The organism is Phenylobacterium sp., assembly GCF_025351295.1.
Lineage (GTDB): Bacteria > Pseudomonadota > Alphaproteobacteria > Caulobacterales > Caulobacteraceae > Phenylobacterium.
In genome coordinates, this window is record NZ_JANXWD010000087.1 from 87173 (window position 1) to 100132 (window position 12960).

Annotated in this window: 11 protein-coding genes; 5 read left to right on the top strand and 6 right to left on the bottom strand. The window is 71.7% G+C overall.

The window, feature by feature from the left end; genetic code table 11:
* Nucleotides 1-1197 (bottom strand): CaiB/BaiF CoA-transferase family protein, encoded by a 1197-nt coding sequence (locus Q0R13_RS12435; protein ID WP_293904324.1) that lies wholly within the window; start codon nucleotides 1195-1197, stop codon nucleotides 1-3.
* 45 nt (nucleotides 1198-1242) lie between these two features.
* Nucleotides 1243-2997, bottom strand: coding sequence for an ATP-binding protein (locus tag Q0R13_RS12440; RefSeq protein ID WP_293904326.1), 1755 nt, complete (start codon nucleotides 2995-2997; stop codon nucleotides 1243-1245).
* A 173-nt stretch (nucleotides 2998-3170) separates the two neighbouring features.
* Between Q0R13_RS12440 and Q0R13_RS12445 the strand changes: the two genes are divergently transcribed.
* Both Q0R13_RS12445 and Q0R13_RS12450 read left to right on the top strand, forming a co-directional pair.
* Nucleotides 3171-4316, top strand: a complete 1146-nt coding sequence (locus tag Q0R13_RS12445) for a DUF2336 domain-containing protein (RefSeq protein ID WP_293904328.1) — start codon at nucleotides 3171-3173, stop codon at nucleotides 4314-4316.
* 43 nt (nucleotides 4317-4359) lie between these two features.
* Complete coding sequence (locus tag Q0R13_RS12450; RefSeq protein ID WP_293904330.1) at nucleotides 4360-5145, top strand: NUDIX domain-containing protein; 786 nt, start codon at nucleotides 4360-4362, stop codon at nucleotides 5143-5145.
* Nucleotides 5146-5301: 156 nt separating this feature from the next.
* On the opposite strand, the gene Q0R13_RS12455 is transcribed toward Q0R13_RS12450, so the two are convergent.
* From Q0R13_RS12455 to Q0R13_RS12465, 3 genes are all read right to left on the bottom strand, one after another.
* Entirely contained in the window at nucleotides 5302-5784 is a 483-nt protein-coding gene (locus Q0R13_RS12455; RefSeq protein WP_293904332.1) for an Hpt domain-containing protein, read from the bottom strand.
* Nucleotides 5785-5880: 96 nt separating this feature from the next.
* Complete coding sequence (locus tag Q0R13_RS12460) at nucleotides 5881-6660, bottom strand: NAD kinase (RefSeq protein WP_293904334.1); 780 nt, start codon at nucleotides 6658-6660, stop codon at nucleotides 5881-5883.
* Between the two features lie 259 nt (nucleotides 6661-6919).
* Nucleotides 6920-8032 (bottom strand): DUF2336 domain-containing protein, encoded by a 1113-nt coding sequence (locus Q0R13_RS12465; RefSeq protein WP_293904336.1) that lies wholly within the window; start codon nucleotides 8030-8032, stop codon nucleotides 6920-6922.
* Nucleotides 8033-8146: 114 nt separating this feature from the next.
* Here Q0R13_RS12465 and glpK point away from each other — a divergent pair, with 114 nt between their 5' ends.
* Entirely contained in the window at nucleotides 8147-9643 is a 1497-nt protein-coding gene (gene glpK / locus Q0R13_RS12470) for a glycerol kinase GlpK (RefSeq protein ID WP_293904338.1), read from the top strand.
* Here glpK and selD read toward each other — a convergent pair.
* A complete protein-coding gene (selD, locus tag Q0R13_RS12475; RefSeq protein ID WP_293904340.1) occupies nucleotides 9640-10695 on the bottom strand; it encodes a selenide, water dikinase SelD in 1056 nt (351 codons plus the stop codon). The two genes, glpK and selD, sit on opposite strands and share 4 nt — an antisense overlap.
* A 39-nt stretch (nucleotides 10696-10734) precedes the next feature.
* Here selD and mnmH point away from each other — a divergent pair, with 39 nt between their 5' ends.
* Together mnmH and Q0R13_RS12485 are read left to right on the top strand one after the other, a co-directional pair.
* On the top strand, nucleotides 10735-11790 hold the full coding sequence (mnmH, locus tag Q0R13_RS12480; protein WP_293904342.1) for a tRNA 2-selenouridine(34) synthase MnmH: 1056 nt from the start codon (nucleotides 10735-10737) through the stop codon (nucleotides 11788-11790).
* Between the two features lie 55 nt (nucleotides 11791-11845).
* Nucleotides 11846-12616, top strand: a complete 771-nt coding sequence (locus tag Q0R13_RS12485; RefSeq protein ID WP_293904344.1) for a class II aldolase/adducin family protein — start codon at nucleotides 11846-11848, stop codon at nucleotides 12614-12616.
* Nucleotides 12617-12960: the final 344 nt, after the last annotated feature.

The following is a 12960-nucleotide window of genomic DNA, read 5'->3' on the forward strand; positions in this document are numbered from 1 at the left end:
TCACCCCGCCGCGCCGCTCGCGAACATCGCCTCGACGGCCGCTTCGGCGTAGCCCAGTTCGGCCAGGACCTCGCGGGTGTGCTCGCCCAGTTTCGGAGCCGGGGGACGCACCGTGGCGTCCGCGCCGGGGAAGCGGGCCGGGGCGGCCGGCGAGCGGTAGGTGCCGCCGTGGCCGTCTTCCACGTCGACGAAGGCGCCGGCGGCGGCGATCTGCGGATCGGCGGCGACCTCGGCCGGGGTCTGCATCGCCGCCCAGACCAGATCGGCCGCGTCGAGGCGCCGCGCGATCTCCTCGAAGGGGAGGGCGGCGAAGGCGGCGTCGAGTTCGGCCGCCAGGTCGCGGGCATTGGCGCGGCGCGCCTTGCCGCTGGCGAAGCGCTCGTCGGTGATCAGGTCGGGCCGTCCGGCGGCCGTGGCGAACGCCTCCCAGCCGCCGGAGCCGCCGCGCGGGTTGTGCACGAACCAGCGGTCGTCGGCGCTCTTGAAGTAGTTGGCGAGCGCATTGATCGGGTTGTCGCGCGGCCGGACCGAGGCGACGCGGCCGAACTTCAGCTGCACCGCCATGTCGGAGCCCCAGAGGTAGACGCCGGACGCCAGCAGCGAGGTTTGCACCAGGCGGCCCTCGCCGGTGCGGTCACGCTCGTAGAGGGCGGCCAGGATCGCCGAGACGGTGGCCAGCGAGGTGGTGTGGTCGCCCATGCCCGAGGTGCGCATGAACGGCTCGGCCCCCTTGGGCGCGGTCATGTAGCCGATGCCGGAGCGGGCCCAGAAGGCGGTGACGTCGAAGCCGGGCAGGTGGGCGTCCGGACCTTCCAGGCCATAGCCGGTGATCACCGCGTAGACGAGCCGCGGGTTGGCGGCGCGCAGGGTCACGTCGTCCAGGGCATATTTGCGCAGCGACACCGGCCGCACATTAGTCAGGAAGACGTCGGCGGTTTCGGCGAGCTTCGCCAGGGCGTCGCGGCCCTGCGGCTTTGTGATGTCGAGCACGACGCCACGCTTGCCCCGATTGTCGAGGTCGAAGGTCGGGTTGGCGCCGAGGTCGGTCTTCAGGTCGGCGAAGGCCGCGCGCATCATGTCGCCGCCGGGCCGCTCCACCTTGATCACGTCGGCGCCCCAGTCGCCAAGGATGCAGGCGGCGCCCGGCCCGGCGATGTAGGCGGAGAAATCGACGACCTTCAGACCCTTGAGCAGCACGCGCGGCCTCCCCGTTTGGGTAAGGCTTTAGCGGGCGGGAGGAGCCTAGGCTACCGCCCGTTCGTTGACCGGGGCCTTCGCCGAGAGAGCTTCGGCGAGGGCGCGGGCGGCGGCTGGGACGGCCACCGGGCGGCGCAACAGGGCGTCGGCGCCAGCGGCCAGGGCGGCCTGGGCCTCCTCCGCGTCGCCGCCGGTCAGGGCTACGGCGGGGGTGCGGCCGGCCGCGCCGCCCAGGGCCCTGAGCGCGCAGATCGTCTCGGCGCCGGACACCACCACGACGTCGAGGTCGCAGACCCTCGCCAGCTCCACCGCCCGCGCGCCATCGGCGGCGTGGACGACCTGATGGCCCAGCTGTTCGAGGCTGGCGCGCAGCATGGCGGCGGACAGCGCTTCCGGCTCGACGGTGAGGATGCGCAGGCGCCGGGCGGAGGCCTCGGGCGGCGGGGCGGGTTCGGCCGGGGCCGGTGCGGCCGTGGGATCGAACGGCAGGTCGAGGGTGAAGCAGCTGCCGACCCCGGGCGCGCTCTCGGCCCGCAGGTCGCCGCCCATCAGCCGCGCGAGCTGGTTGGCCAGCGGCAGGCCGAGACCCGCCCCGGAGCTGCCGGCGCTGGTGCGAGCGACCCGCTGGAAGGGCTGGTGGGCCGTAAGCAGCTCGTCCTCGCTGAGCCCTGGCCCGGTGTCGGCGACCGCCACCGAGACACGGCGCTCACCGGCGCGCTGGACCCGCACCTCTACCCGTCCGCGGACGGTGAACTTCACGGCGTTGCCGATCAGCGCGGCCAGCACCTGGCGGGCGCGGGCGGGGTCGGCGATCGCCGCGCCTGGGCCGACGGCAAGGGCGGCGTCGACGTGGACGGTGAGCTCCAGGCCCTTGGCGGCGGCGGCGGGCCGGTTCAGCAGCACCAGGTCGCGGGCCAGAGCGGTGAGGTCCACCGGCCGCGGCTCGACGCTGAGCCTTCCGGCCTCGGCGCTCTCGGCGTCGACGGTGGTGTTGAGCACCGCCAGCAGGTCGTTGACGGCGTCCAGGGCGGCGCCGATCTGCTGGCGCGACGGCGCGGCGCGCCCGCGACCGGCGGCGGAGGCCAGGACGTGGGCGACGCCGGTGAGGCCGTTGCGGATTTCGTCCGAGAGCGTGGAGACCAGGTCCGACTTGGAGCGGGCCAGCCGGCGGGCCGCTTCGGCCTGCTCGCCGCGCTCGGCGATCAGGATCTCGCGTTCGGCGGCCAGGGCGAACTGGGTGCGCAGGATCCGGTTGACCAGCATGGCCAGCGCCAGGGCCAGCGCCGAGGCCGCCAGGGCCAGGCGGGCGATCGGCTGGTCCTGCGGCCGCAGCAACAGGGCGATCAGCGGACCGGCCAGTGCGGCGGGGGCGACGATCAGCAGGCTGGGCAGCCAGGGGGCGGTGAACACCACGCAGATCATCGCCGCGCCCAGGGTCAGCAGCAGCAGGGTCTCGCGCGCCGGACCGGCGAACTGGGCGAAGGCGGCCAGCTGGGCGATGGCCAGGGCCCAGACCAGGCCGCCCAGAATCTGCACCCGCGCCCGGGTGCGTAAATCTGTCGCAGCCGAGGTCTTCAGCCAGCCGACGGCGCCGTAGAAGGCGCCCCAGCCCACCGCGAAGGCCGCGAAACTGGCGCTCATCCAGGAGGCGTTGGCGGCATGGCTGGCGACCCAGACGAAGATCGGCAAAGCGACGCCAAACGCCAGTAGCGCATAGGGAAGCAGCCCCGCCTGCGCCCTCATCCCCTGCGCCCCGGCGGTCAGGCCGGGGACCGGTTCGGCGGACTTGGTCGGCGCCACGGTCGGGCTCCCTTCGCGAGCGAAAGGAGAGCCTAGCCGGCGACCCGTTCGCGGCTCGTTAGGAGAGATCCTTAATCCACCGATTCACGTCGCAACGTCTCGTTAAGCGGCCCAAGGCAAAGCTCGAATCACTGGACTGCGCTCCGGTTGCACGACGGGGACTTCAGACGGGTATGGCGACGACGCGCACCGCGTTGACGGATGAGGACATCCGCACGCTCGTGAAGGGCGCGACGCCGGACGAGCGCGCCCTGGCCGCGCGCAAGCTCTGCGCCACCATGGAACGCGCCCCGCTCAGCGACGAGGACCGCGCGCTGGCGGCCGACATCCTGCGGGTCATGGCGGCCGACGCCGCCGAACTGGTCCGCCGGGCCATCGCCGAGACCCTGCAAGCGTCCACCGTCGTGCCGCGCGACGTGGCGCTGAAGCTGTCGCGCGACGTTGAGAACATCTGCCTGCCGATGCTGGCCTTCTCGCCGGCCTTCACCGACGACGACCTGGCCGAGATCGTCCGCCTGGGCGGGCCGGTGCGCCAGGTGGCCATCGCCCAGCGCCCGACGCTGAGCCCCCGGGTGACCGACGCCATCGTCGAGCACGGCGGCGAGCGTGCCGTCACCGCGGCCTGCGCCAACGCCGGCGCGGAGTTCACCGAGGATGCCCTGCAGCGGGTGGTCGACCGCTTCGAGACTGCCGAGCGGGTGCTGGCGGCGGTGGCCTACCGCAACGCCCTGCCGCTCTCGGTCACCGAACGCCTGATCACCCTGGTCAGCGAGCAGGCGCGCGAGCACCTGTTGAAGCGCCATTCGATCTCGGTGGAGGTGGCCCTGGAGATCGCCGTCGGCGGGGCCGAGCGGGCGACGGTCGACATCGTCGACCAGGCCGGGCGCAGCGCCGACATCCGCGGGCTGGTCAACCATCTGCACGGCGAGGGCCGGCTGACCGCGTCGCTGATGCTGCGGGCCCTGGCGCACGGGCACATGACCTTCTTCGAATGGTCGGTTGCGCAGCTGGCCGGGGTGCCGCACCACCGCACCTGGCTGATGATCCACGACGCCGGGCCGCTGGGCCTGCGCGCCATCTACGAGCGGGCCGGGCTGCCGGCGCGGCTGTTCCCGGCGTTCCGGGCGGCGGTGGACACCTTCCACTCGATGGAGTTCGACGGCGAGCCGCGCGACCGGGAGCGGTTCCAGGAGCGCATGCTGCAGCGCTTCCTGACCCAGCCGGAGGCGGTGGCCCGCGAGGACATAGACTATCTGCTGGACCGCATGGGCCAGGTCGCCGACGCCGCCAGGATCGACGAGCGCGCCATACTGTTGTGAGGCCAGCCTTGCCGGGCGCGCGGGCGCGCTCCAAGCTGGCGGCATGAGCGAAACGCCGCAACCTGCCGAGACCAAGCCCGCCGCCACCATCCTGCTGCTGCGCGACGCGCCGGAGTTCCAGGTGCTGATGGTCAAGCGCCACCACCAGATCGACTTCGCGTCGGGCGCCCTGGTGTTCCCGGGCGGCAAGATGCACGCCGGCGATCATGACCCGGCCTGGGCGGACCATTGCAACGGCTGGGCGGCGTTCGACGCCGAGCAGCGGGGCCTGCGGATCGGCGCCATCCGCGAGGCCTTCGAGGAGGCCGGCATCCTGCTGGCCGAGCGGCTGGACGGCTCGACCTTCGGCGAGGCCTGCGACCTCGCCGTGCGCGAGGCTGTGGACCGCGGCGAGACCGCCTTCATCGACGTGGTGGCCGACCTGGGCGTGCGGCTGCGGCTGGATGCGCTGACCGTGTTCGCCCGCTGGATCACGCCCACCATGATGCCCAAGCGGTTCGATACCTGGTTCTATGCGGTGCGTGCGCCGTCGGACCAGGTGGCGGCCTGCGACGGGCGCGAGACCGTGGACGCCGAGTGGATCCATCCCGCCGAAATCCTGCGGCTTGAGGCGGCCGGCGAACGCACGGTGATCTTCCCGACCCGCATGAACGTGCAGCTGCTGAACGAGGCGTCGAGCGCCGCCGACTGTGTGGCGCGCGCGCAGGCGCGGACGCTAGTGACGGTGTTGCCAAAGGTGGAGACCCGCGACACCGGCCGTTTCCTGGTTCTGCCGCCCGACGCCGGCTACGGCGTGGTGGCCGAGCCGATGGCGCGGATCGGGGCTTAGGCCCTACCGTCTCCGCTCATCCCGGCGAAGGCCGAGACCCAGATGGAATGGCTCAGATGGGGGCTCCAGGCGCGCTGAGGGCGTCCAACCCGCGTCCCAGCCCTCGGATCTGGGTCCCGGCCTTCGCCGGGATGAGCGGAATTGGGTGGGTGGAGCTTAGGCCCCGTATTCCCGGATCCGGCCTTCGAGTTCCTGGACCAGGATCCTGCCCACCGGGTGGTCCTCGGTCTTGATGTCGTCGCGGGCGGCGGCCTTGATGGCGTCGATGTGGGCGTCGACCAGGCCCATGGGCGCCTGGTGGCGCTTGGACTTGTCGTCGATCAGCCTGCAGAGCAGGCCGGCGATACGGGTGATCAGCGGGAAGCCGTAGGTGGCGCCCAGGCCCTTCAGGTCGTGAGCGCGCAGGTACAGGGATTCCATGTTCTCGTTGGTGATGCCCTCGGCCTTGACGGTCTGGCGGGCGCCCTCGAGCTTGGTGATCTCGTCGTTCAGCCACTGGGCGAAGTTGCCCGAGAGACTCTTCAGCGCGGCTTCGGCCTTGGCGATGGCCGCCGGGTCGATGGCGCCGAAGCGGCCGCCGACCTTGAGGCGCAGGGCATTGGGGGCTTGAAACATCTGCCCGGTCTTGGGTTCGCTCACGCTAACTCTCCCGACGGAATAGCCAGCCCAAGATAGGGTGAACCCGTTAATAAGCGGTGAGGGCAGGGGCCCGCGCCCTCGGGCGCCGGCGTTGACTCAGGCGGAGAACTGCTCGGCCAGGACCCGCTCCTCGAGGCTGCGCCCGGCGTCGAACAGCATGCACAGGGACACGTCGCGGTCCTCGGCGATGTAGACCTCGACCACGTTGGGGACCTCGAAGTTGTCGGCGACGGCGGAGACCGGCCGCTTGGCCCCCTCCAGCACCTCCAGGCGCAGGCGCGCGGTGTGCGACAGCAGCGCGCCCCGCCACCGGCGCGGGCGGAAGGCGCTGATCGGGGTCAGCGCCAGGATCTTGGCGTCCAGGGGAATGATCGGCCCGTGGGCGGAGAGGTTGTAGGCGGTCGAGCCGGCCGGGGTGGAGATCAGCGCCCCGTCGCAGATCATTTCCGACAGCCGCACCTTGCCGTCGACCGAGATGCGCAGCTTGGCCGCCTGGCGGGTGGTGCGCAGCAGGCTGACCTCGTTGAAGGCCAGCGCCTCGTGGCTCTGGCCGTCGACGTCCACGGCGTTCATCCGCAGCGGATGGATCACCGCGCGCTCGGCGGCGTTGATGCGCCCCAGCAGGTCGTCCTCGCTGAACTCGTTCATCAGGAAGCCCACCGAGCCGCGGTTCATGCCGTAGAGCGGCTTGCCCGAGTGCATCAAGGCGTGGACCGTCTCCAGCATGAAGCCGTCGCCGCCGAGCGCCACGATCACCTGGGCCTCCGCCAGCCCGGCGTCCCCATAGCGGGCGGCCAGCTTGTCGCGAGCCTCCTGCGCCTCCGGCCGGGAGCTGGACACGAAGGTCAGTTTGGTGACGAAGGCGGCTTTGCTCATGGCGCGCCCAACATGGCGAAGCGGGCGTCCGTGTCAAACGGCCGCAAGGGAAGGTCGAGGCTCAGGACCCGCACTCGATCCCGCTCATCCCGGCGAAGGGCCGGGACCCAGATGGAATGACAGAGACGTGGGCTCCGGTCGCTCTGAGCCCATCCAACCCGCACCTTAGCTATCGGATCTGGGTCCCGGCTTTCGCCGGGATGACCGGGTGGAGTTGTCTATGATATTGAAATCTCAAAGGTCCGATTGGGTCCGGGCCCTAAGCTGTGGCCAGGGATCGCGCGGCCTGGCGGAAGGCCGCGCCGGCGACCTCGGGCGAGACCGGGGCGAAGGCCACGGAGGCCTTGCGCGCGCCCTCGGCCCCGCCGCCCGGTCGGCCCTGGTTGAGGTTGCGGGCCATGTCCAGGATGTCGGGGAACACGCTACGGTCGATGCCCACCGCCGCGCACGCCAGCGCCAACAGCTCCGGGCGGTCCGAATCGAGGGTGGCCTGCACCTGCTGGGCCTCGAAGCGGCCCAGAATGGCGAGCGCGGTGGCGAACAGGCCGAGGCGGCCCTCGCGCAGCGCCCGGACCAGGTAGCCGGGGCGCAGCTGTCCCGCCGCGTGCAGCTTGTCGACCAGCCGCTGCTCCATCACCTCGCGCTCGCCCTCGCGGGTGGTGCGCAAGACGGTCTCGACGGTCAGCGACTGATGGGCCTCGGTCACCGCCGCGGCCAGGGCCTCGTCCAGCACGGCGACGTCCAGGCGGAAGCGGTCGGCCAGGCCCTGGCGCAGCGCCAGCCCGACCCACAGGTAGAGGCGCTTGGCCAGCTGCCCGGTCAGCCTGGGGTGCTGCGACAGCGGCGTGCGCATGGCGGCGATCTGGCGCGAGGCCTCGACCAGCTCCTCCATGTCGGCCGGCGACAGCTCGGCGGTATGGTTGCCGGCCAGCGCGGTAAGCACCGCCGGCTCGGCCTGTTCCAGGATCGCGCCGATGATGGTCTGCGACAGGTGCGGCCGGCGGGCCACCTCGATCTGGTGCTCGATGGTCGCCTCGACCAGCAGGCGCACCAGGTCCAGGTCGCGCAGCACCGGGCTCAACGCGATGATCGGCCGGGCGATCTCGATGTCGTCCAGGGCCAGGACGTTGACCAGGGCGTTGGGCGCCCAGTCGGCGGCGGCCAGCTTCTGGGACAGGCGGTGGCGGATGTCGCGCTCGGCCTCGACCACCAGGCTCATGAAGATCGAGGCCAGCAGGGCCTGGATGGGCCGGGTCTTCATCGCCTCGCCGGCGTGCGGCGAATCGCACAGGTCCGCGATCGCCAGCAACAGGCGCTCCCGGTCCGCCGGCTGGCGGCTTTTTGCGAGGTCGAGCAGACTTTCGCTGCTCATCGCGAGACTCACGCCGGACCCCTCCATTCTAAAGTGAACGCGGCTAGGATCAGTGTGGCGGTTCACCGTGAAGACATGCTTAAGCCGTCCGCCGAACCAGGGGAACGCGACACCATGGCCCATCCGCTGATCCTGGCGCTCGACCAGGGCACCACCAGCACACGGGCGATCCTGTTCGCCGCCGACGGCTCGCCGCTGGCCGAGGCGGGGCGGCCGCTGGTCCAGCACTATCCACGCGACGGCTGGGTTGAGCATGACGCCGACGAGATCTTCGAGACCTCCGTCGCGGTGCTGAATGAGGTCGTCGAAAGCGCCGGCCGCACCCTGGCCGAGGTGGCCGCCATCGGCATCACCAACCAGCGCGAGACGGTGGTGGTCTGGGATAAGGCCACCGGCCGGCCGATCCACCGGGCCATCGTCTGGCAGGACCGGCGCACCGAGCCGCTGTGCGCGCGCCTGCGGGCGGCGGGGCGCGAAGGGCGGGTGACCGAGATCACCGGCCTGCTGCTGGACCCCTACTTCTCCGGGACCAAGCTGGCCTGGCTGCTGGACAATGTGGCCGGCGCGCGCCGCGCGGCCGAGGCCGGCGAGCTGCTGGCCGGGACGATCGACACCTGGCTGATCTGGAAGCTGACCGGGGGCCGGGTGCACGCCACCGACGCCACCAACGCCTCGCGCACCCTGCTGTACGACATCCGCGCCGGCGACTGGTCGGGCGAGATGGGCCAGATGCTGGACGTGCCGCTGGCGATGATGCCGCAGGTCCGCGACTGCGCCGGCGACTACGGCGAGACGGACGCCGGCGTGCTGGGCCGAGCGATCCCGATCCGCGGCGTGGCCGGCGACCAGCAGGCGGCGCTGATGGGGCAGGGCTGCATCAACCCCGGCGAGATGAAGGCCACCTACGGCACCGGCTGCTTCATGCTGCTCAACACCGGCGAGGCCGCGCCGGTCTCGGACGCGCGGCTGCTGACCACGGTGGCGGCGCGGGTGGCGGGGCGGACCACCTATGCGCTGGAGGGCGCGATCTTCATCGCCGGGGCCGCGATCCAGTGGCTGGGCGAGGGCCTGGGGGTCGAGGGCGGTCCGCAGGCCGCCGAGGCCCTGGCCGCCAGCGCCAACGACGAGCTGGGCGTGGTGCTGGTGCCGGCCTTCACCGGTCTGGGCGCGCCGTGGTGGGACGCCAATGCGCGCGGCGCGCTGTTCGGCCTGACCCGCGACGCCGGGCTGGCGGAGATCGCGCGGGCCGCCTTCGACGCCTGCGCGCTGCAGACCCGCGACCTGATCGAGGCCATGCGCGCCGACGCCCCCGCGGCGTTCAAGGGCGAGGTGGAGCTGCGCATCGACGGCGGCATGTCGAAGAGCGCCTGGTTCAGCCAGAGACTGGCCGACCTGACCGGGGTGGGCGTCAGCCGGGCGACCTATCGCGAGACCACGGCCCTGGGCGCGGCCTTGTTCGCCGGCGTCGGGGCCGGGGTCTACCGCGACGTCGCCGAGGCCGCCGCGGCGCGGCCGAAGACCGAGGCCTATGCGCCCGCTATGGCCAGCGTGCCGCGCGAACTGGCCTATGCCCGGTGGCTGGACGCCGTGGCCCGGGTGCGCTCCAGCTAGGTCAGCCGCACCCGCGGCTTGTTGGCCATCGACAGGCCCACCAGCCGGCCCACCACGGTCGCGTGCTCGAAGCCGCGGTCGCGCGCAGCGTTCAGCACCGTCCCGACCGCGTCCGGCGCCACGGCGATCAGCAGGCCGCCGCTGGTCTGCGGGTCGGTGAGCAGGTCGCGCCGCCAGTGGCTGACCCCGACCAGCTCCTGCACCTGCTCGCCATAGCTTTCCCAGTTGCGGGTGGAGGCGCCGGTGCGCACGCCGGCGCGGACCAGCTGGGCGACGCCGGGCAGCAGGGGCGGGGCCTCGACGTCGATCTCTGCCACCAGGCCGGCGCCGACCGCCATCTCCATGGCATGGCCGATGAGGCCGAAGCCGGTGACGTCGGTGACCGCGTGCACCCCCGGCAGCTGCGGCAGGTCGCGACCCAGGATGTTGAGCTGGGTGGTCGTGGCGATCATCGCCTCATAGCCGGCGGCGTCCAGGCGATCCTGCTTGAAGGCCGCGCTGAGCACACCCACGCCCAGCGGCTTGGTGAGGATCAGCACGTCGCCCTCGCGGCCGCCGCGGTTGGTGAGGATGCGGTCGGGGTGCGCCAGGCCCAGCGCGACCAGCCCATAGATCGGCTCGACGCTGTCGATGGAGTGGCCGCCGGCGATGGGGATGCCGGCCGCCGCGCAGACGGACGCGCCGCCCGCCAGGATCCGGCCGATGGTCTCGGGGCTGAGCTGGGCGATCGGCATGCCGACGATGGCCAGGGCCAGGATCGGCGTGGCCCCCATGGCGTACACGTCCGACAGCGCGTTGGTCGCCGCGATGCGCCCGAAGTCGAACGGGTCGTCGACCACCGGCATGAAGAAGTCCGTGGTCGCCACCAGCGCCTGGGTGTCGTTCAGCCGCCAGACGGCCGCGTCGTCGGAGGTCTCCGTACCGACCAGCAGATCGGGAAAGGCGGCCGTGGCCGGCATCCCGGCCAAGATCTCGCGCAGGACAGCCGGCGCCAGCTTGCAGCCACAGCCCCCGCCGTGGGCGAGGGAGGTCAGGCGCACGGGCTCGGGCATGGGGTCTCCAATAACGCAATCCGGGCTATAGCAGCCACCATGACACCTATCCTTTTCGAGGATGTTTCCGCCGCGGCGCTGGCGCGCTTCGACATGGTGATCGATGTCCGCAGTCCCGGCGAGTTCGCCCAGGACCACCTGCCCGGCGCTGTGAACCTGCCGGTGCTGTCCGACGCGGAGCGCGCCGAGGTCGGCACGATCTATGTGCAGGAGAGCCGCTTCAAGGCTCGGCGGCTGGGCGCGGCCTATGTGGCGCAGAACGTCGGGCGCCACCTGCAGACCGCTCTGGCCGAACGGGGCGGTGGGTTCGCGCCGCTGATCTATTGCTGGCGCGGCGGGATGCGCTCCAACGCCATGGCCACGATCCTGGCACAGGTGGGCTGGCGGACCAGCGTGCTCGCCGGCGGCTATCGGACGTATCGCCGCCATGTCACGGCGCGGCTCTACGACGGCGCGCTGGCGCTGGAGTTCATCCTGCTGGACGGCCACACCGGCGCCGGCAAGACCCAGGTGCTGACCCGGTTGGCCGCCCAGGGCCTGCAGACCCTGGACCTTGAGGCGCTGGCCGAACACCGCGGCTCGCTGTTCGGCGCCCTGGCCGGGCGGCCGCAGCCCAGCCAGAAGCTGTTCGAGAGCCGCCTGCTGGCGGCCCTCGACGCGCTGGACCCCGGCCGCCCGGTGATCGCCGAGGCCGAATCCAGCAAGATCGGCGACCGCATGCTGCCGCCGGCGCTGTGGGCCAGGCTGGCGCAGGCGCCCTGCATCGAACTGGTCGCCGGGCCGGCCGACCGCGCGCGCCACCTGGTCACCGCCTATGCCGAGATCACCGCCGATCGCGCGGCGCTGGACGCGGCGATCGAGCGCCTGCCGGTCCATCCCAGCCGCGAACGACTGGCCGGCTGGCGGGCCCTGGCGGACGCCGGGGCCTTCGCCGAGCTGGCGCAGGCGCTGCTGACGCTGCACTACGACCCAGCCTACGACCGCGGCCGGAAGCGGCATGCGCGGCCGCTGCTGGGCCAGATCGCAGTGCGGCCGCAGGACCTCGCCGACCTCGACCGGGCGGCTGATGCCGCGATACGGCTGGCGCACGCTTGACGCTGGCCTCCCGGAGGGCGACTCTTGGGCGACGTTCTAGATGAAGGAAATGGCCATGGCTGACGGTTCGGTTGCTGGCGTCGTATCGCTGCACGGCAAGGTGAGCGCCGAGGAGTGGCAGGCCCGGGTGGACCTGGCGGCCCTCTACCGCCTGGTGGCGCTCTATGGGTGGGACGACCTGATCTACACCCACATCTCGGCCCGCATCCCGGGGCCGGAGCATCATTTCCTGATCAATCCCTACGGCCTGCTGTTCGAGGAGATCACCGCCTCGTCGCTGGTGAAGATCGACCTGGACGGCAACGTTCTGCAGGAGACGCCCTACTTCATCAATCCGGCGGGCTTCACGATCCACTCGGCGATCCATGCCGCCCGCGAGGACGCCAGGTTCGTCATGCACCTGCATTCGGACGACGGCGTGGCGGTGGCGGCGCAGCAGGGCGGACTGTTGCCGCTGACCCAGCACTCGCTGATCGCCCTGCCCCGGCTGGCCTACCACGACTACGAAGGCATCGCCCTCAACCACGACGAACGTGAGCGGCTGGTCGCCGATCTCGGCGACAAGACCCTGATGCTGCTGAAGAACCACGGCACGCTGTCGGTGGGCGAGACGGCGGCCAACTGCTGGGTCGGGATGTATTACCTGGAGCGGTCCTGCACCATGCAGGTCAAGGCCATGTCGGGCGGCCGCGACAACGTGCTGATCGCGCCGGAGGCATCGCAGGCCGAGGTCCGGTCCCAGGTGGCAGGCGGGGTCGGCGGGGGGCTGGCCTGGCCCGCCTGCCTGCGCAAGCTGGATCGCGCGCTGCCGGGCTACGACGCCTAGAGAGCATCGCCACGCTGCGGTTCGGCATACGGGCGCCCTTGCCGAGGGCGCCCGTTTGTTTTCGCAGGACAAGTTTCAGCGTGGAAATGGACAGCCATCCGCCTGTCACTGGACCGCGTGTATGCAGGCGTCCTAAGAGCGCCCTTGGTTTTCAGTGCACCGCCCGTGTTGGCTCGGGCGGACGGAGTCCGCGGTTTTGATCAGACGTCACTTCTTTCTCATCGCGGCCGTCATGGTCCTGGCCGTCATGGTCGTGGCGGGCGGCTTCAAGGTGCTGACCAAGAAGGCGGGTGGCGCGGGCGGTCCGCCGACGGCGGCGGCCCAAGGCCCTGGGGGGGGCGGCG